15 protein-coding genes and 1 tRNA gene are annotated in these 19,766 nt (G+C 32.4%); 6 read left to right on the forward strand and 10 right to left on the reverse strand.

Translation table 11 applies throughout. The features are described 5' to 3' along the window. Window positions 1-64: 64 nt before the first annotated feature. Together QM746_RS00060 and bglX are read right to left on the reverse strand one after the other, a co-directional pair. A complete protein-coding gene (locus tag QM746_RS00060; RefSeq protein WP_414982343.1) occupies window positions 65-1,873 on the reverse strand; it encodes a family 43 glycosylhydrolase in 1,809 nt (602 codons plus the stop codon). Between the two features lie 11 nt (window positions 1,874-1,884). Beyond that, entirely contained in the window at window positions 1,885-4,221 is a 2,337-nt protein-coding gene (gene bglX / locus QM746_RS00065) for a beta-glucosidase BglX (protein ID WP_414982344.1), read from the reverse strand. Window positions 4,222-4,398: 177 nt separating this feature from the next. Here bglX and QM746_RS00070 point away from each other — a divergent pair, with 177 nt between their 5' ends. Next, window positions 4,399-6,168, forward strand: a complete 1,770-nt coding sequence (locus tag QM746_RS00070; protein WP_414982345.1) for an AMP-dependent synthetase/ligase — start codon at window positions 4,399-4,401, stop codon at window positions 6,166-6,168. Between the two features lie 42 nt (window positions 6,169-6,210). Here QM746_RS00070 and QM746_RS00075 read toward each other — a convergent pair whose 3' ends face one another. Genes QM746_RS00075 through QM746_RS00085 form a run of 3 tightly spaced genes read right to left on the reverse strand, consistent with a single transcriptional unit; the run spans window position 6,211 to window position 9,685 of the window. Beyond that, window positions 6,211-8,496, reverse strand: coding sequence for an NADP-dependent malic enzyme (locus tag QM746_RS00075; protein ID WP_414982346.1), 2,286 nt, complete (start codon window positions 8,494-8,496; stop codon window positions 6,211-6,213). A gap of 29 nt (window positions 8,497-8,525) precedes the next feature. Beyond that, complete coding sequence (locus QM746_RS00080) at window positions 8,526-9,386, reverse strand: BadF/BadG/BcrA/BcrD ATPase family protein (RefSeq protein WP_414982347.1); 861 nt, start codon at window positions 9,384-9,386, stop codon at window positions 8,526-8,528. A gap of 44 nt (window positions 9,387-9,430) precedes the next feature. Further along, window positions 9,431-9,685, reverse strand: a complete 255-nt coding sequence (locus QM746_RS00085; protein ID WP_414982348.1) for a hypothetical protein — start codon at window positions 9,683-9,685, stop codon at window positions 9,431-9,433. A 222-nt stretch (window positions 9,686-9,907) separates the two neighbouring features. Between QM746_RS00085 and QM746_RS00090 the strand changes: the two genes are divergently transcribed. The 5 genes from QM746_RS00090 to QM746_RS00110 all read left to right on the forward strand — a co-directional run bounded on the left by QM746_RS00090 (window position 9,908) and on the right by QM746_RS00110 (window position 14,442). Beyond that, window positions 9,908-10,366 (forward strand): GtrA family protein, encoded by a 459-nt coding sequence (locus QM746_RS00090; RefSeq protein WP_374360356.1) that lies wholly within the window; start codon window positions 9,908-9,910, stop codon window positions 10,364-10,366. 3 nt (window positions 10,367-10,369) lie between these two features. Continuing rightward, a complete protein-coding gene (locus QM746_RS00095; RefSeq protein WP_414982349.1) occupies window positions 10,370-11,092 on the forward strand; it encodes a lysophospholipid acyltransferase family protein in 723 nt (240 codons plus the stop codon). A gap of 70 nt (window positions 11,093-11,162) precedes the next feature. Beyond that, window positions 11,163-12,437, forward strand: coding sequence for an MFS transporter (locus tag QM746_RS00100; RefSeq protein ID WP_414982350.1), 1,275 nt, complete (start codon window positions 11,163-11,165; stop codon window positions 12,435-12,437). Window positions 12,438-12,442: 5 nt separating this feature from the next. After that, window positions 12,443-13,396 carry an ROK family protein gene (locus tag QM746_RS00105; protein WP_414982351.1) on the forward strand — a complete coding sequence of 318 codons (954 nt, stop codon included), beginning with the start codon at window positions 12,443-12,445 and terminating at the stop codon, window positions 13,394-13,396. Then, window positions 13,390-14,442, forward strand: a complete 1,053-nt coding sequence (locus QM746_RS00110) for a DUF3810 domain-containing protein (RefSeq protein ID WP_414982352.1) — start codon at window positions 13,390-13,392, stop codon at window positions 14,440-14,442. The genes QM746_RS00105 and QM746_RS00110 overlap by 7 nt, the downstream gene beginning before the upstream one ends. 281 nt (window positions 14,443-14,723) lie before the next feature. On the opposite strand, the gene QM746_RS00115 is transcribed toward QM746_RS00110, so the two are convergent. The 5 genes from QM746_RS00115 to clpX form a co-directional block, all read right to left on the reverse strand. Continuing rightward, window positions 14,724-14,797: transfer RNA gene (locus QM746_RS00115), tRNA-Met, on the reverse strand. Between the two features lie 44 nt (window positions 14,798-14,841). Then, window positions 14,842-16,128 carry a peroxiredoxin family protein gene (locus tag QM746_RS00120; RefSeq protein WP_414982353.1) on the reverse strand — a complete coding sequence of 429 codons (1,287 nt, stop codon included), beginning with the start codon at window positions 16,126-16,128 and terminating at the stop codon, window positions 14,842-14,844. A 47-nt stretch (window positions 16,129-16,175) separates the two neighbouring features. Beyond that, entirely contained in the window at window positions 16,176-16,397 is a 222-nt protein-coding gene (locus QM746_RS00125; RefSeq protein WP_414982354.1) for a hypothetical protein, read from the reverse strand. A 23-nt stretch (window positions 16,398-16,420) separates the two neighbouring features. Next, window positions 16,421-18,451, reverse strand: coding sequence for a T9SS type A sorting domain-containing protein (locus QM746_RS00130; RefSeq protein WP_414982355.1), 2,031 nt, complete (start codon window positions 18,449-18,451; stop codon window positions 16,421-16,423). A gap of 84 nt (window positions 18,452-18,535) precedes the next feature. Next, window positions 18,536-19,726 carry an ATP-dependent Clp protease ATP-binding subunit ClpX gene (gene clpX / locus QM746_RS00135; protein WP_414982356.1) on the reverse strand — a complete coding sequence of 397 codons (1,191 nt, stop codon included), beginning with the start codon at window positions 19,724-19,726 and terminating at the stop codon, window positions 18,536-18,538. Between the last annotated feature and the right edge of the window lie 40 nt (window positions 19,727-19,766).

A 19,766-nucleotide genomic window follows, 5' to 3' on the forward strand; every position in this document is an offset into this window, starting at 1 on the left:
AATATTTGTTAAATATCATTAAAATATAAAATTTTATCCCGAAAAAAAATGTTTTTTTTGTATATTATTCAACTTTGAAAATTTCAGATTTTTCCGAAATGCCATTGTTATTGAAGGCCTCAACCTGAAAATAATAAGTATCTAAAGCATCCATCCCCGTAAAATAATACTCATTCTTGTTATAAACCATAATACTTCCATATAATTTATCGGGAGACTTGCCAAAGTAAATTACCACACCATCAGCATTTTCATTTTGCTTCCACTTCATCCAAGAGCTTCTTCTTTCGCCCACTTTGTCTTTACTTGTTCTTAAAATCACAAAATTTTCTACCTTCTTAGGCTTCTCACCACTTCCATTTCCGAAAATTCTTAGTCCACTAATCGCAAATTTACCTGTTGGCATTTTTACATTTTGAACTTTAAGATATCTCGCTGTAAATGGTTTTTCAACTTCAATATAATCATGAGGAACATCTTTGGTATTTTTAGACTTATCTACTACCACTTTCCAATTTTTTTCATCATCGGAAGCATAGACAATATATTGATGAGATTTACCTAAAGTTTTACCCAAAAACTCAGCATCTTGGTCTGCAAAATTGATTTGAATAGCCTTAACTAAAGATTTTTCGCCTAGATCTGTTTGAAAATATTCGTTTTTGTCGCCAGTTTTGGCACTCCAATATGTTTTAATATCTTCATCCACAGCAAAATTAGGTTGGAAACTTCCCAATGTAGAAGAAACTTTTACGGGTTTATTGTAATTCAACAACATCCAACCTGTAAATAAACCTTTCACATGGTCTGCATTTTTCTGAGGAAGATAAGTAGGATAATCTCCATAAGCAGTATTGCAATACATTACGTCGTCTCTATCAAAACCTGCTGGCCAGATGCCAATTCTTCTTTCGAAATTATTTTTTTGACTCAACACAATTGTTGAAACGTGCCAATATTGTCCGAAATTATCTTCGAAAGTTGCTCCATGTCCTGCTCCTCTCGCAAAACCACCTGGTTTATACGAAAATGGATTGTGTCTTTGGTAAGAAAATCCATCCAAAGGATTATTACTCACATAAACTCCATCCGCGTAACCCGAAAATTCTGTTCCCGGAGCTCCGTATTGCAAATAATACTTATTATTATGCTTTGTCATCCAAGCGCCTTCTATAAATGGAGGCAAAAATGTATTGTCATTATATTCTCCAAATCTTTCCCAACCGTGAGCTTCGGGATGCAGTGCCAATAATGGTTTTACATAGCCTTCAGATTGAAGTGTTTTGGTATTAATTTCTGTTCCCAAAAGTGGAAACTCATTGCTTGACCCCCAATAAAGGAATAATTTTTTCAAATCTTTATCATACAAAAAGCCAGGATCCCAAGCTCCTACTTTGAAATGCTCTACAGCAATTTCCCACTCGTTTTTTTCTGGATTTTTAGATTTCCAAATAGAAAAATTAGGCCCATGAGTAGAACCAATTACATATAACTCTCCTTCCATTTCAAAAACCGCTGGAGCGCAGAGTTCGTCATAAATTTTAATATCTGAACTTGGCTTTTGATCTGGCATTTTGAAAGCTCCTGGAGGATACTGAGGAAATTCGTCTTCTTGTTTTAAGAATTTTCTGGAAACAAAATTCCAGTTTAGCATATCATCACTCCACCAATATCCCCATTGGTTGGTACTAAACAAGTAATATTTACCTTTAAAATTTACAATCACAGGATCTGCCGTAGCTCTATGCTTACCTTGTGTAGCAAAATTTGGAATAGGTGTATAACCGTAATCTACATTTATAGGATTACAATATGTTTTCTGTTGTGCCGGAAAGAACACAACAGAAAACAATGCGATTAATATAAATCTCATATTCTTGAGGTTTATTTATTCCATGTAATTTTTTGAGAAATCGTTTTCTGAGAATCACCTCCTATAAAAATTTCAAATTCGCCAGATTCCCAATCATATTTTAGATTGTTATCATAGAATTTTAAATCTTCTGGAGTTACATTGAAGACAACTGTTTTAGTTTCTCCTGCTTTCAAATTTATTTTTTGGAAACCTTTCAATTCTTTTACTGGTCTGGTATTGCTACCTACTAAATCTCTGATGTATAATTGAACAATTTCTGCACCCTCATATTTTCCAGAATTTTTTAATTCAACAGAAACTTTAAGCGTTTGATTTCCTTTTAAATTTTTAGAACTTAAATTCAAATTATTGTATGCAAACTGAGTATAACTTAGACCATAACCAAATGGATAAAGTGGAGTATTACATTCGTCTAAATAATTAGAACGGAATTTTTGAAACTCACATTTCTCGGTTTTCTCGCTATCTAAAGGTCTTCCTGTATTTTTGTGATTGTAGAAAATTGGAACTTGACCTACACTTCTTGGGAAAGTCATTGGTAATTTAGCCGAAGGATTTACTTTACCATAAAGAACATCTGAAATTGCCAAACCAGCTTCGGAACCTGGGAACCAAACATTAAGAATTGCATCTGCTAATTTGGTTTCGTCGTTTATTTCCATTGCTCTACCTGCAAAAAGCACCAAAACAATTGGTTTACCTGTCTTTTTAAGCTCTACCAATAAATCTTTTTGAGCTTGAGGAATTGAAATATTTGTTCTAGAACTAGATTCGCCACTCATTTCTGCAGTTTCTCCAATTGCAAGAAGAATTACATCAGCTTTGCTGGCTACATCTACTGCTTCTTTCAGCATTTCTTCTTTACTTCTGCTGTCTCTGTATGTATTTTTACCAAACATTGCAGCATTTTGCTCGAAAGTAGCATCATAATCTACATTAGAACCTTTAGCATAAGTAAAATTAACAGCATTACCGAAAGTTTGTTTAAGACCTGCCAAAAGAGAAATGGCATCTTTATGTTTTGCAGCAACACTCCAAGTTCCTGGCATATTTTCGGCATTGTCTGCTAATGGACCGATAACTGCTACATTTTTCTGAGATTTTAAAGGAAGAATTTCGTTAGAATTTTTCAATAAAACCATAGATTGTGCAGAAATATTTCTTGCAACATCTCTATTCGCTTGGCTGTAAACTTCGGTTTTAGCTCTGTTTACGTCACAATATTTATAAGGATCTTGAAATAAACCTAAATCGTACTTAGCTTCCAAAATTCTTTTTACAGCAGTATTAATTTGAGTAAGGTTAACTTTTCCTTCTTGTAAAGATTTTTTAAGAGTAGTTAAGAAACCTTCTCCTACCATGTCCATATCTACACCTGCGTTCATTGCGAGAGCAGAAACTTGTTGCAAATCTCCCATTCCGTGGTCTATCATTTCGTTGATACCAGTATAATCTGTCACCACAAAACCTTTGAATTTCCATTGATTTCTAAGAACTTCCGTCATCAACCATTTGTTTCCTGTTGCAGGAATTCCGTCCACTTCATTAAAAGAAGCCATTACAGAACCAACACCAGCATCTACAGCAGCTTTGTATGGCGGGAAATACTCGTTATACATTCGTACGTGGCTCATATCAACAGTATTGTAATCTCTACCAGCTTCTGCTCCACCGTAAAGTGCAAAATGTTTTACACAAGCCAAAATGGTATTATTAAGAGATAAATCTTTACCTTGATATCCAAAAACCATCGCTTTTGCCATTTCAGAACCTAAGTAAGGATCTTCTCCTCCACCTTCTGCAACTCTTCCCCATCTTGGGTCTCTAGAAATATCTACCATTGGAGAAAAAGTCCAGTTAATACCATCAGCACTTGCTTCATTGGCAGCAATTCTTGCAGATTGTTGCACAATTGTAGGGTCAAATGAAGAAGCCAAACCTAAAGGAATAGGGAAATTGGTTTCATAACCGTGGATTACATCCATCCCAAAAATTAAGGGAATTTTTAAACGGCTTTTTTCTACCGCTACTCTTTGTACTTCTTTAATTTTCTCAACGCCTTTAATATTAAAAAGACCACCAACTTTTCCTTCCTCAATTTTTTTGGCAATATCAGAACTTTGAGCTTGTCCTGTAGTAATATCACCTGCACCAGGAAGATTTAATTGACCCAATTTTTCGTCTAAAGTCATTTTAGACAGTAAAGAATTTACAAAAACGGTTCTTTTGGATTGATATTCTTTAGTTTGATAACTAAGAACTGATTGTTTTACAACCTCTTGTGAATATCCTGCGACTGAAATCAACAGTGCACAACATATCAATTTAGGATTAAAAGACAACATAAAATTATTTATTTAGGATTAATTTTGGATAAATTTATGAAACTTTTATGAATAGCATATCATAAAAATTACATTTTAACATTTTGAGACAATATTAAAAAATCATAAAATTCTATTGAGCGAATTATTATTTCATTAAATTTGGAAAATCCTAAATTTTAAACTACTTACTTTATAATGAAATTAATAGAATTATTAGAAAAAAACTCTAAAATATTATCTAATAAAAACGCAATCAGCTACAAAGACGGCGAAAATTTAATTATCTTAACTTGGAAAGAATTCTGGAACAAAGTGTGCCAAACCGCTAACGGACTCCATACATTAGATGTAAAAAAAGGAGATTGTGTGGGCATTTTCTCTCAGAACTCCAAAGATTGGGTAATTATGGATGTTGCTGTTCAAATTCTTGGTGCTGTTACCATCCCTATTTACGCAACCAACAATTATGCACAAACGGAATTTATCATCAAACAAACCGATATGCAGCATATATTAGTTGGCGATACACCTCAACTAGAAATTCTAAAAAGTGCAGAGACTCACCTCAACAAGAAATTACATATTTTCACTTCACATATCATAAAAGACGAAGCAGAAAACATTACCTATTTTCCAGATTTTATAAAAAACTTTTCTACAGAAAGAAACATTGCTGAAATCTCAGACGAAGATTTAGCTACTATATTATATACATCTGGCACCACAGGAACTCCAAAAGGTGTAATGCTTACACACGGTTGTTTTAAAGATGTAGTAAATGCTCACAACAAGTTTTTCGGCTTCAAAGATTTATATTCTATGAAATCTTTAGCATTTTTGCCTCTAAGTCATATTTTCGAAAGAGCTTGGACGCTTTACGTACTTTCTCAAGGTGGTGAAATTGCAATTTTAGAAGACCCAAAAAACATTTTGAATACTTTGAAACAAGTAAAACCAAACGCAATGTGTGCTGTACCAAGGTTCTACGAAAAAGTATATCAAACATTAGTCAAAAAAATAGATAGCGCATCTCCTACCAAACAAAAACTTTTCAAAAAAGCATTAGAAATAGGTGCACAAGTTGCAGAGAAAAAAAGAACAGACTCTCCAGTTCCTTTCTTGTTGAATTTAAAATTCAAATTTTTTGACACATTAGTTTTCAAAAAAATCAAAAAAGAATTAGGTGGAAATCTAGAATTCTTGCCTTGTGGTGGAGCTATGTTAAAAAAAGAAATAGCCGAATTTTTTGCGGCAATTGGTTTACCTGTAATTGTAGGCTACGGATTAACTGAGACCACCGCTACTGTTACCGCTTTACCAACTAAAAATCCTGTTTACGGAAGTGTAGGAATACCTTTACCTGGTGTAGATATAAAAATAGGAGCAGAAGATGAAATTTTGGTAAAATACGGTGGTATAATGAAAGGTTATTACAAAAATGACGAAGAAACCGAAAAAGTTTTTACAGAAGATGGTTATTTCAAAACGGGAGATGCAGGAAGAATAGACGAAAACGGAAATCTTTTTATTGTTGACAGAATTAAAGATTTAATGAAAACATCTAACGGAAAATACATTGCACCTCAAACCATTGAAATCCCGCTGCAATCTCATCCAGAAATTTCTCAGGCAATGGTAATAGCAGAAGGAAAACCTTATGTTTCTGCGGTAATTGTTCCCGATTTTGAAACTTTAATTGAAAAATATCAAGAGTTTAAAAATTATGTTTCGTTAACTATTGAAGAAAAGAAAAAACTATTAGAAACACCTTTCATTAAGGAAAAATTCGAAAAAATAGTAAACGATATTCAAAAAGAATTTGCTTCTTACGAAAAAATTAAAAAATTCAAACTTTTGCCAGAAGAATTCACCATAGAAAAAGGCGAAATAACACCAACGCTTAAAATTAAAAGAAGAGTAGTTCTAGAAAAACTAAATGCTCTGATTGAAGGCATGTATGCGTAAAAGAAAAACTCCAAGATTTATTTCTTGGAGTTTTTTTTAGTTCTAATCATTTTCTCGCCTTTGAGCATCTAAAACGGCTACTGTAGCAAGATTCACAATTTCGTCTACACTAGACCTCATTTGTAATACATGAACTGGATGACTCAAGCCCATTAAAATAGGACCAACAACTTGCGCCACCTTCATTCCTCTAATAATTTTATATGAAAGATTTGCACTTTCTAAACTTGGGAAAATAAAAGTATTGGCAGGAACGTCTCCTAATTTTGAAAAAGGATAATCTTGAAGATGATCTGCACTCATTGCAAAATCTGGCTGTATCTCTCCATCTACAATCATATTTGGATATTTCTGATGAAGAATTTCTACAGCTTTTGCTACTTTTTTAGAAACCTCAGCATTTGAAGAAAAGTTTTCGTAAGCAAGCATTGCAATTCTTGGCTCTATTGCAAAAGTTTTAACGGTAAGTTCTGCCATTCTTACAATATTTGCCATTTCTTCTGAAGTAGGATTTTGATTGATAGAAGTATCTGCAAAGAAATATGGTTTTTTATCAGACAAAATCATCATCATTGCGGCAACTCTATCTACTCCTTTCTCTTTTTCTATAATTTCTAAAACTGGTTTCAGAACCGTTCTGTAGTTTTTAGAATATCCTACAATTAAAGCATCTGTATCACCATGTTTCAGCATTAGCGGAGCAAAATAATCTCTTTGTCTCACTAATCTTTTGGCAATATATTCATTAACACCTTTTCTGTTTCTTAGTTCCCAAAGTGTTTTTCTGTATTTTCTTCTGTTTTCTTCTTGGTCGTCATCTGCTGGATCTACAATAGGAACATCCAAATGAATATCAAATTTCTCCATTTGTTCTTTCACATATTTTTTTTCTCCTAACAAAATTGGATGCGCAATGCCTTCTTCGTAAAGAATCTGAGCCGCTTTCAAAACATTATATTCCTCGGCATTTCCAAGCACAACTCTTTTCGGATTAGAACGGGCACGGTTTTGCATCATTCTGATGAGCTTTTCGTCTCTTCCCATTCTGTCGAGCAATTGATTTTCGTACGCCTCAAAATCTAAAATTGGTTTACCTGCAATTCCACTTTCTATTGCTGCTTTTGCCACAGCGATTGAAACTTTGGTTAAAAGCCTGTTATCAAAAGGCTTCGGAATAAAATATTCTCTTCCAAAATTTAAATTTTTAACATTGTAAGCTAGTTTCACCATTTCTGGTACAGCTTCTTTTGCTAAATCTGCAATGGCATGCACGGCAGCCAATTTCATTTCTTCGTTAATTCCAGAAGCTTGCACATCTAAAGCTCCACGGAAAATATATGGGAAACCAAGTACATTATTCACCTGATTAGGAAAATCGCTTCTTCCTGTCGCCATTAGAACATCTTCTCTCACAGAAACTGCAAGATTATAATCTATTTCTGGCGTAGGATTTGCCAATGCAAAAACCACTGGATTTTCTGCCATAGATTGTAGCATTTCGGCAGACATTACATTTCCTTTAGAAAGCCCTACAAAAACATCAGCTCCTTTTAAAGCATCTTCTAAAGTTTCAATATCTGTATTAGCAATAAAATCTATTTTCTCTGGAGTTAAATTTTGTCTTTTATGATTGATAACGCCTTTAGAATCGCACATCAAAACATTTTCTTTCTTTAGACCAAGCGCAATATATAATTTGGTACAAGCAATTGCAGCCGCTCCTGCTCCATTCACCACCATTTTTACTTCATCTATTTTTTTACCCGAAATTTCTAATGCATTGATAAGCGCAGCAGCCGATATAATAGCGGTACCATGCTGGTCGTCGTGCATTAAAGGAATATTAAGTTCTTCTTTTAACCTTTGTTCAATATAAAAAGCTTCTGGTGCTTTAATATCTTCCAGATTAATTCCTCCAAAAGTAGGAGCAATTCCTTTTACAATTTCTATAAATTTATCTGGGTCTTTTTCATCAATCTCAATATCAAATACATTAATATCTGCAAATATTTTAAAAAGCAAACCTTTACCTTCCATTACAGGTTTTGAAGCTTCAGCACCAATATCACCAAGACCTAGAACTGCCGTTCCGTTTGAAATTACAGCAACTAAATTACCTTTAGAAGTATATTCGTAAACGGTTTTAGGGTCTTTTTCTATTTCTAAACAAGGTTCTGCTACACCTGGCGAATATGCCAATGATAAATCTCTTTGCGAAGAATGTGGCTTAGAAGGGATAACTTCGATTTTACCTTTTGGTTCTGTTTTATGATAATCAAGCGCTGCTTGCCTGAATTGTTCTTGGTCTCTATGAGTTTTGTTAGACATAATTTTGAAAAATTATTGTTTGGGTATTTTTATAATTGGTTGAAAATATATTTTTTGTGAAATTCTACCAGACTTTCTATGGGTTTTTGAACGATATGACCAACCGTAAGATTTAGCTCTGCTGCTGCTGCACGAAGAACATCCTCATAATAATAAGCAATAGAGCCAATAAAATTAATTTCGGCTTCTCTGGCTTCTTCATAAGGCAAAACTTGATATTCGAAGAAATTTTTCATCTCATCGAAAACCATATTCTGAAAATAAGGATGTTGTTTCCTTTGAATTACAAATTTATTAAACTCTGCCAAATAAGCATTAGCACGAGGATTGTGATACATGTTTTTAATAGCATCATCAATTGTTAAATGATAAGTTTCTACAAATTCTTGATGAAGATCTTGAGGTAATTTTTTCATAAAAAACCTTCTTACCAAATGTTTACCAATCGCGCTTCCGCTTCCTTCGTCTCCTATCAAAAAACCAAGCGAAGGAAGATCTCTTCTGACAGATTTCCCATCAAAATAACAAGAATTAGAACCTGTTCCCAAGATACAAACTATTGCAGGCTTCCCTTTATAGGCTGCATAAGCTGCCGCCGTAAGGTCTTCTTTTACAGTAACTTTTGCGTAAGGAAAAACTTTTTGCAATTGTGTTTCTACAAGCAAAGCATTCTCTGCAGTTCCGCATCCGGAACCGTAAAAATAAACGTAATCTAATTGGTTTTTGATTAAGAACAAGTGCGGATTTTTTTCTATCTCTTGAGGAATTAAATCAGCACTTATAATATTGGGATTAAAACCTACACTTTCGGTTTTCTGGGAAACTTTCCCTGTATTTTCTAGGATTACCCAATCACATTTAGTAGAGCCTCCATCAACAATTGCAATCATACCTTTAAAATGTTTAGTCTGCTAAAATATGAAATTTAGATTAATTACTCTACCGTTTCTTCATCTTTTAGGCTAAGCCAGTTATCTATTTCGTCTTCTAAAATATTAGTTTGCAACTGTAATGCGAATATAAAATCATCTGGAACCGCATCTCTACTGCCTGTTTCTATATCCCAAATTTCGTCTGAAAGATTTTCAAATTCAGTATAAATTCTTTTAAAGCGAGGACTTTTTTCCTCCAAATTTTTTATTTTATCTTGTTGGAATTGGAACTTCCTATAAGATCTTGGTGTTTTCATTTTTACATTTTTTTGGTGTTTTTTAAGTATTTTTACAAATGGCACCATGGTGTCTCAAGACAAAAAAACACTTTCATATCTCTATGAAAATGAGTTTTTTCTTTGCTCTTCTATTAATATTTTGTGTAAACTAAATTATATAATTTTTCTATACAAAAAAATTTTTTATTAGTTTTTATTGAATTTTAACATTTAATTTTAAATTTGTATGTTAATAATTTTATGAGACAACTTTTAATAAAGCAGAAGCAGGTTATATTTTTTATTATAGCTGGCGGATTGAGTGCCATTGTTGAGATTGGCAGTTTTAAGCTTTTTAGCGTATCAATTCCTAATATCTTTATTTCTGAAAAAGATTTTCATGGAATTCACTTCCCATTAAGTAATATTTTTTCTACATGCTGTGGAATTATTTTCAATTATTTCCTGAGCATTTGGTTTGTTTTTGAGAGAGGAAAGCATTCTAAGAGAAAAGAATTTGCTTATTTTATGTTCATCTCTTTTCTTTCTACTATTTTGAGCTTAACTTTTTTCCAAATTTTCTTTAGATTTGCTTTCAAAGAAAATATAGATTTAATCATTTATACCATAAGCCCAGAAGTGATAAGTAAAATTTCTGCAATTATTTTGGTTTCCATCCTCAATTATTCTGTAAAGAAGAATCTAATTTTTAATGGATAAATAATGGTAAAGGTTCTTAACTATTTGTGGCGCGGATGGATGATTATGATTGCAGGCATCCTATTGATTTTATTTTTCATTCCTGTTTATCTGCTTTCCATTAGAAAAGAACATTATAAATATGCTTATTTTTTTGTGAGAATGTGGTGTATTTGCATTTTTTACGGAATGGGATTTCGATATGAATTAAAAAAACTTACCGAGAAAAAAATCTCCAAAGACCAGCAATATGTAATTATTGCTAATCATACTTCTCTAATGGACATTATGCTCCCTGTAATTCTGTTCCCAGACCATCCTATATGTTTTGTTGGAAAAAAAGAATTGGTAAAAATCCCTATCTTCGGTACAATTTATAAGAGAATCTGCGTTATGGTAGATAGAAGTTCGGCAAGAAGCAGAGCTTTAGTTTATAAAAAATGTGCAGAAAGAATGGCTGAAGGAGACAGTATTGTAATTTTCCCAGAAGGAGGTGTACCAGATGACACTTCTGTATTATTAGATAATTTTAAAGATGGAGCTTTTATACTTTCCAGAGAGCACAATTTCCCTATTGCAGTTTTTACTTTTGTTGGATTAAAAGAGATGTTTCCGTTTGATAACGGACAAGGACATCCTGGAAAAGTTAGAATTTTTATGAATGACATCATAGAACCAACAAAAAACATACAAGAATTAAAACAAGTTTCACATAATCTTATTAAATTTACGCTCGAAAATAATTAAAAACATTATTATATCATTTTGAGAAAATAATAATACATTTGCTTACTAAACAAATTAAAAACAAATAAATATGAGCACTAACGAGAGACAACAAAGCTATGCTTTGCCGATTGCAATGATGTTTGCACTCTTTTTTATGGTTGCCTTTGTAACAGGTTTGCCAAGCCCAATGGGGGTTATTGTAGCAAATCAGTTTGGAGCTTCTAATTTTGAATCCCAATTAGGATTTTTAGGGAATTTTATCGCCTATGCATTTATGGGAATTCCTGCTGGTATAATGTTGAAAAAGTTGGGTTATAAAGTAACCGCTTTAATCGCAATAGCAGTAGGTTTTGTAGGTGTTGGTGTACAATTTCTTTCTGGGCAAGTAGGTGTATTTGCCGTATATTTAATAGGTGCATTTATCTCTGGCTTTTCTATGTGTATGCTTAATACAGTGGTAAACCCAATGCTAAATACACTAGGTGGAGGCGGAAACTCTGGAAATAAATTACTTCAATTCGGAGGTTCTTTAAATTCTATCGGAGCTACTATTACACCAATGCTAGTAGGCTACTTAATGGGAGCTGAAACTGGTAGAACAATTGAAAAAGCAAACCCTGCATTATTTTTAGCAATGGGAATTTTCGCTTTAGCATTTATAGTTTTATCTTTCGTTAACATCCCTGAGCCACACAAAGAAACAGCAGAACAACGCAATGTGAAACACTCTCACAGCCCACTTTCTTTCCGTCACTTTATTTTCGGAGCACTTGCAATCTTCATTTATGTAGGTGTAGAAATTGGTATCCCAAGTACTGCAAACCTATTTATGACTGCAAAAACAACTGCAGAAAATCCAGGATTAGGAATTGATGCAACAATTGCAGGGAGTATTGTAGGTATTTACTGGCTTCTAATGCTTGTTGGTCGTTTAGTAGGAGGAGTTTTAGGTTCTAAAATTTCAAGTAAAACAATGCTTATTACAGTATCTACTTTTGGTTTAATCTTTATTACATTGGCTATTTTAGTCCCAACTACAATTACCGCTACTATTCCTTTTGTAGATGTAGAAGTTCCTCTTAGTATTATATTATTTGTACTTTGCGGTCTTTGTACTTCAATTATGTGGGGAGGAATTTTTAACCTTGCTGTTGAAGGATTAGGAAAATATACAGCTGCTGCATCTGGTATCTTCATGGTAATGGTTTGTGGTGGAGGAATCGTTCCACTTATCCAAGGTTGGGTTTCAGATAACTTCGGTTACATCAATAGTTATTGGGTAATGTTTGCATGTCTTGCTTATATGCTTTGGTATGCTCTTGTAGGTTGTAAAAATGTAAATACAAACATAAAAGTAGATTAATCATTATGAAAGAAAAATATGCAATTGGTATAGACGTAGGTGGTACTAATACTAAATTTGGAGTTGTAAACAGAAAAGGAGAAATTTTAATTCAAGACAGAATTAAAACCAATGAAAAAGAAAATGTAGAAGGTTTTATTGACGTTTTAGCAGAAAAACTTCAACCTATGATAGACCAATTTGGCGGACCTGAAGCTTTTGTTGGAATTGGAATGGGAGCTCCTAATGCTAATTACTATCAAGGCACAATAGAATATGCTGCAAATCTAAAATGGAAAGGCATTATCCCAATGGCTGAAATTTTAGAAGAAAAATTCAAAATTCCTGCAAAATTAACCAACGACGCCAATGCTGCTGCAGTAGGAGAAATGCAATATGGAGTTGCTAAAGGCATGAAAAACTTCATCACAATTACTCTTGGAACTGGTGTAGGTAGTGGAATTATCATTGATGGCAAAATCGTTTTAGGACACAATGGATTTGCTGGTGAACTTGGTCACGTAATCGTTAGAAATGGCGGAAGACCTCACAAAGGAACCGGTCTTAACGGTTCTTTAGAAGCTTATGCTTCTGCAACAGGTGTAAGAGATACTGCAATTGAATTTTTACAAGCTAACCCAGACGCTCAAAGCTTACTTTCTAGCTTCACTATTGATGAGCTAACAAGTGAAACCGTTTTCAAATGTGCTGAGCAAGGTGATAAATTAGCGAACGAAATTTTCGAATTTACCGGACAAGTATTAGGGGAAGCTCTTGCTACTTTTGTTCTTTTCTCTGCTCCAGAAGCAATCGTTCTTTTTGGAGGATTAACAAAAGCTGGAGACTTAATTATGAAACCAACAAGACAAGCCATGGAAGACAATTTATTGCAAGTTTTCAAAAATCAAGTGAAAATTATTTTCAGTGATTTAAAAGAAGCTGACGCTGCGATTCTTGGCGCAAGTGCTTTGGTATGGTAAGTTTTAGAACTTTAAAAAATAAAAATAGATTTTGGGCAGGCTTATTGTTTGCCCAATTTCTTTTGTTTTATATTCTATCAAAAACGCAATTTGGAGTAAACCTATTCAGTAATCTTTTTGAAACAAAAAAATATTTCCATCAAAAATTATTTTCAAATTTCAACTTTTCAATCGGAGATTTAATCTACATTTTTCTTTTTCTATATTTATCATTTTGCATTTATAAATTATTCAACAAAAACGATAGAAAAAAATATTTTATCAAAATTTTAAAAACGTTAAACTTCTTCTACTTTATTTATCAAATATCATGGGGAATGCTCTATTTCCAAACTCCATTAATTGATAAATTACCCGCAAAACAAATTTCTGACATAGAAATTAAGAAAAATGCTTTAGAGTACATAAAAAAATGCAATGAAAGCAGAAAACAAGTAAAAGAAGACAAAAATGGAGTTTTTATCATTACAAATATTGAAGAAACTAAAATTTCTGTGCTCAATGCTCAACAAAAAATTCCAAAAGAATTTTCAAACAAAAAAAACACTTACATTCAGAATTTCAAACCAACTTTATTTGGTAAATACTTCAGTTATACAGGCATTTTGGGATACTACAACCCTTTTACATCAGAAGCTCAATACAATGCCAATTTACCATCTTCTCACCTTCCTTTCACCCTCGCTCACGAAAGCGCTCATCAATTAGGTTTTGCTAGAGAGCAAGAAGCTAATTTTATTGCCTATTTAATCTGTAAAAATTCAGACGATACCAATCTTATTTACAGCTCAAACTTATACGTAGCAAGAAGTCTGCTAAATTCATTAATAGAAAAAGACCCAAAATTTGTAGAGCAGGCAAAATTAAAATTTTCTAAAGATGTAAAAAAAGACTTAGAAAACAATAAAAATTTTATTAAAGAACATCAGAGTTGGATAGATGACGCATTCTATTTTACTAATGATTTATTTTTAAAATCGAACAGACAAAAAGGAAGCGTTACTTACAGTTATTTTCTAGAATTACTACTCAGATACGAAAATTAATCGTTTGTTTAAATACAAAAGAATCACATCTTACGACGTGATTCTAAAAACACAAATGATGAAAAAAAATTTATTGCCTTAAGAGCAGGTGCTCTTTGAAAGCGGTGTAAAAGTACAGTAATATTATTAATTTACAAAATATTTACTTACTTTTTTTGTCATTTTTTTACTAATATATATCATAGATTGATTATATAATTAGTTATTAACACTTTATGATATAACTCTATAAAAAACCAGTAATAAAACGAAAAAAGACAGCAATAATGCTGTCTTTTTTGTAGCGAAGACGGGATTTGAACCCGTGACCTTTGGGTTATGAATCCAACGCTCTAACCACCTGAGCTACCTCGCCGTTTTTTGTGGTGCAAATATATGAATATTTTTAATTCCTGCAAATTATTTTATCCCAAGAAAACTCAAAACTTCAACAAAATTATCTGGAGTAGATAAAATCTTGTTAGAAGAGTCTACAATATAAAAGGTTGGCGTTGCATGAATATTGTAAGTATCAACGTAAGAACTGTACCAACCTTTCAATTCTGTGTCATTAACCCAAGGTAAAAGCTTTACTTTTTCTGTATAAGCTGTTTTATCAGAATCTAAAGAAAATCCTACAATTTCGATGTTTTTAGACTTTAATTCAGAATATTTTGTAAGCATCTCGCCTATTTCTTTTTCGCAATGAGGACAAGTAGATGCCCAGAAAATTAGAATTTTCTTATCTGCTTTCACATCATGTAGAGATTTTGCTTTGGTATTAATAACAGAATTGAATTTAATATTAGGAATTAATGATCCAACTGATGTATTGTCATTAGATTTTATAGTTCCTGCTAATCTATCATTAATTGTACATTTTAAAGCTTTGGCTTCGGTAAGATATTTATCTTTTAAATCTTTAATGCCATATACATTAAAAATATCTATTAATTCTGACAAGATAATTTGTCCTCTTGGAGTTTCAAGATTTACCGTATTAATTAACTTATCAGTTTCTTCACCTATTGAAGCTTTATTAGAATTACTTAAAAAACTTATTAAAATAGGCCTAAGCAAAGATGATGTTTCGAGATAATACCCCGATGAATTTAGAAAACTAATAATTTCTTGATTAGTTGGCGTTTTTGCACCAGCAGATTCAGATAAATATTTTTTATAATTTTCTGTATAATAATCTATGAACGGATGCTGTTCTTTAGTATATTGAATTGAAGAATTTAGATTGTTAATTTCTTCATTTAAAGCTTTACCAAAAGGGGAGTTACTTTTATAAAAAGTTACAATTTGATACAAAGCAGGAAGAATTTGTTCTTTCTTTTTTTGCTGGTCTTGTAATCCGTAGAAAATTTTATTAGCATCATCTAGATAATCTACAGTACCTACTTTTCCATTTTTAACATCAAAAGTTAGATTCACATCACTATTTTCTGTGATAAAAGATATTGAAGAATTAGTCTCTGGAAAATGTACTTTTAAAAGACCTTCATATTTTTCTTTAACATTAAAAATCCAAGAATTATTTTTCTTAACACCTTTATCAATAATTATATCTTTGGAACCGTTTAATTTATACAGATATGCTTCATTTGCAATAAAATCATTAGAAGCCTTAATAGAAACTGAAAACTGAGCACTGCATAAATTTATAATACACAATGTAATGATAGCTAAAATATTTTTCATAGTATCAAAGATAAAAAAACTCACAATTTCTTGTGAGTTTTTTATTATTAATTTTTAATTGTCTTAAAAGTTTTTTTGTATTTGTAATATATTATAGCAACTGCAAATATTGCTAAATAGACAATATATCCGTCAATTGGATTTTCTGGCGTTGCTACACCCCCAATATCCCCCCCTCCTTGAGGCGTCGCTGGCGGCGGTGGAACTCTTTGAGAAAACATTAATATTGTCCCAAGAAGAAAGGTTAAACTTAATAAATATTTTTTCATTGTGTTATTCATGATTCCAAATTTTACTTAATTATTTTTTTGGTTACAATTTCTCCTTCATCAGATTTTACTTTCACAACATAAACACCGTTTACAGAGCTATTAAGTGGTAAAGTATAATCTGTAGATGCAGAAACCTTCTTAGCTTGACTCAACAACTGGCCTACCGAAGAATAAATTTCAACATCTGCTGATTTCCAATTTTTATTAAATCTTACAACATAACCATTATCTTTTTTAACAACAACTGTTTGACCAGATAAAAGTTCATCGGTTCCTAATGTTCCTGTAGGTTGATTATAATATAATCCATAAGTATAATTTGTATTAACAACTGGTATGGATGAACCACTAGTTAATTTTGTAAGCACTCCTCCATTTCCAAAATAAAAAGAAACACCATTAGATAAATTTTTTCCTTCGTCCACTATGTTACCATTCTCGATTAAGAAAAACTTCATTCGAGAAGCATTGGCATTATTTATAACTAAAGGAATCTCTTTTCCTGAAAAACTATTTTCATTAGCTTCATTAATTTGTAATCCATAGCTGCTATTTGCATCAGCACCTCCTGCCAATTGTTCCTCTCTAGTATAAAAAGAAGTATTATCTGATATAGCTTGCATTCTAGCATTTTCGGGCGAATAACCCGTTGTTGCATCAGAATTCACAACATAAAATGTTCTTCCTAATTCTACATTATTTTCATCAAGCAATATTACAGCCAACTGTTTTGTAACGCTAGCGGCTGCCGTTCTAGCTGCTGTAACATTATATGGAGTACTAGAGTTTCTTGCGGTCTGGGCAAATCTTCTAGTTTTATTAAATTTTAAAGCTTGCGAATTGGCATCATTAAGCTTTATTATAAACTCTTGCATTGGCCTTATTACAAGCAAATCTGCTCCAGAAGAACCAGTAATATTGCCTCCCTGTTGAGACGCATTAAGCATTATCGCTCCAACAGGATTGCCCGAACCATCAAACGTAATTCTTGTACCTTGAGTAGAACTGTAGTTAGTCCCAGAAACACTATTTAACAAACCTGAATCATAAAAATATATCCCATTGATATTGCTAATATAATTCTCATCATCATCATTTACCACAGTTGTTCCTTTTTTAATCATTGATAAATCAATATTTGTTAAAAAAGGATTCCCTTGTTGATAAACATTTAAACTATAATCCCCTGTCCATTTACTTGTAACAAAAGGATCATCTAAATACGAATTATAAAATTCTCCATAGACATTTTTATTCTTTCCTAGCGCTCCAAAAACATTTGTAGAAAGAGCCCCGGATAAACCAACTTGAGTATCACTACCAGTATCTGAGACAGGAACTCCTGAAAAAAATTTTTTAGTAGTATTAACATCGGTAAGTGCTGCTGAAATACTTGTTCCTGACGCCAACGTACCGTTATTATCAGCTAAAACAGTAGGATCCCAAGCTACAGTTCCATTATCATTTAACCTTGAAAGAATATAATAATCTGTAGGCTTTCCAACAGATGTTGATGAATTTGCCGTCGTTAATTGATCAAATGCAGCAGTGCTGTTATTCCATTTAAAAACAGACCTTTTATTCCAACGCCCAATAGTTGTAAGTGCAGAATTTGTATAATTAATATGAGGCAGTGTAAGCCACAAATCCATAATGGAATAATTATAAAAAGGTAAAGCAACTTGCTGTCTGGCGGTACTACCATGAATACCATCTACATATTCTTTTTGAACTTTACCAGTAATATTTGCTTGTGGAATGCCACTTATATACAATTGTCCATAAATCCCAGAAGAAATAGCTCCCTGATGAAGTAATCTGAAACTAGAATTAGTATCTGTTTCAAATAAATCGGTGGAATTACCAACCACCATCACATCACCAATAACATTAAGTTTAGCAGTGCCTGTAAGCTTAACTCCACCGCCACTATAAACCAAAGCGTTATCTTGAACCGTTACTAGAGCGTTATTACCAACGTAAGTAAGAACTTGTGCATCTATACAGAAAAATGCCCCTAGTAGTGTAAGAGTCAGTAAATTTTTTTTCATTTGTTTGTGTTTTTTAAGAAGTTAAACTTCTCTCTGAATCCACAAATTTATAAAAATAAACGGAATTCCCAAATTTTTTTTTAATTATATGATATTTTTAACATCTTTTTCGTCTACAAGTAAAGATTCTCCAATTGCATCAATATCAAACATATAGCTTTCTAAGACTTTTTCAGTAGTTCCTCTTAGTCCTCTTGCGCCTAATCCTTTGTCAATTGTATAATCTACTATCTTTTCTAGTGCTGTTTCTGTAAAATCTAACTTTACATTATCTAGTCTAAATAATTCTATATATTGATTAATAATTGAATTTTTTGGCTCTCTCAAAATCCTAAGCATGGTATCTTTAGTCAATTTATTAAGATAAGTTACAATCGGAAATCTCCCTAAAAGTTCTGGTATCAATCCAAAACTTCTCAAATCTGAAGAATTCAATTTTTCTAAAACATCCTCTTCTTCATCTGTTTTATTAATTTTTTCCGAACTAAAACCAATGGCTTGTTTATTGAGTCTTCTTTCAATAATCTCTTTAATCCCATCAAAAGCACCTCCTGCAATAAACAAAATATTTTGCGTATTTACCTGAATATATTTTTGGTCTGGATGTTTCCTACCACCTTGTGGCGGTACATTTACAATACTTCCTTCTAGCAATTTGAGCAAACCTTGTTGTACACCTTCACCAGAAACATCTCTTGTAATACTCGGATTATCAGATTTTCTTGCGATTTTATCAATTTCATCAATAAAAACAATTCCTTTTTCTGCTTTTTCTACATCATAATCTGCAACCATCAATAATCTCGAAAGAATACTTTCCACATCTTCTCCTACATATCCAGCTTCCGTAAGAATGGTAGCATCTACAATACAAAACGGAACATTAAGTTGCTTAGCAATCGTTTTAGCGAGTAAAGTTTTACCAGTACCCGTTTCGCCAACCATAATGATGTTAGATTTTTCTATTTCTACAGATTTATTTTCATCTTCATTGTGAAGAAGCCTTTTGTAATGGTTGTAAACTGCTATAGAAAGTTGTTTTTTTGCTTTATCTTGTCCAATTACATATTCGTCTAGAAAAGATTTTATTTCTCTAGGTTTTTTTAATTCGTCAATAGATTTTGCAGGAGCAAAAGATGTAGCCCCAACACTCTCTTTAACTATAGAATGTGCTTGTTCTACACAGTTTTCGCAGATGTAACCATCTTTACCAGAGATTAATATTTCTACTTCACTTTTCTTTCTACCACAAAATGAACATTGATTTGGATTCATTATTTTCTTTAATTTTAAAAAAACTCAAATTCCTAATTGA

The sequence above is a fragment of the Cloacibacterium sp. genome (genome assembly GCF_047601505.1).
Classification (GTDB): Bacteria; Bacteroidota; Bacteroidia; order Flavobacteriales; family Weeksellaceae; genus Cloacibacterium.

Coding starts and splice junctions, on each gene's coding strand:
- QM746_RS00060 (WP_414982343.1), bottom strand. CDS start 1,873: ATGAGATTTATATTAATCGCATTGTTTTCTGTTGTGTTCTTTCCGGCA.
- bglX (WP_414982344.1), bottom strand. CDS start 4,221: ATGTTGTCTTTTAATCCTAAATTGATATGTTGTGCACTGTTGATTTCA.
- QM746_RS00070 (WP_414982345.1), top strand. CDS start 4,399: ATGAAATTAATAGAATTATTAGAAAAAAACTCTAAAATATTATCTAAT.
- QM746_RS00075 (WP_414982346.1), bottom strand. CDS start 8,496: ATGTCTAACAAAACTCATAGAGACCAAGAACAATTCAGGCAAGCAGCG.
- QM746_RS00080 (WP_414982347.1), bottom strand. CDS start 9,386: ATGATTGCAATTGTTGATGGAGGCTCTACTAAATGTGATTGGGTAATC.
- QM746_RS00085 (WP_414982348.1), bottom strand. CDS start 9,685: ATGAAAACACCAAGATCTTATAGGAAGTTCCAATTCCAACAAGATAAA.
- QM746_RS00090 (WP_374360356.1), top strand. CDS start 9,908: ATGAGACAACTTTTAATAAAGCAGAAGCAGGTTATATTTTTTATTATA.
- QM746_RS00095 (WP_414982349.1), top strand. CDS start 10,370: ATGGTAAAGGTTCTTAACTATTTGTGGCGCGGATGGATGATTATGATT.
- QM746_RS00100 (WP_414982350.1), top strand. CDS start 11,163: ATGAGCACTAACGAGAGACAACAAAGCTATGCTTTGCCGATTGCAATG.
- QM746_RS00105 (WP_414982351.1), top strand. CDS start 12,443: ATGAAAGAAAAATATGCAATTGGTATAGACGTAGGTGGTACTAATACT.
- QM746_RS00110 (WP_414982352.1), top strand. CDS start 13,390: ATGGTAAGTTTTAGAACTTTAAAAAATAAAAATAGATTTTGGGCAGGC.
- QM746_RS00120 (WP_414982353.1), bottom strand. CDS start 16,128: ATGAAAAATATTTTAGCTATCATTACATTGTGTATTATAAATTTATGC.
- QM746_RS00125 (WP_414982354.1), bottom strand. CDS start 16,397: ATGAAAAAATATTTATTAAGTTTAACCTTTCTTCTTGGGACAATATTA.
- QM746_RS00130 (WP_414982355.1), bottom strand. CDS start 18,451: ATGAAAAAAAATTTACTGACTCTTACACTACTAGGGGCATTTTTCTGT.
- clpX (WP_414982356.1), bottom strand. CDS start 19,726: ATGAATCCAAATCAATGTTCATTTTGTGGTAGAAAGAAAAGTGAAGTA.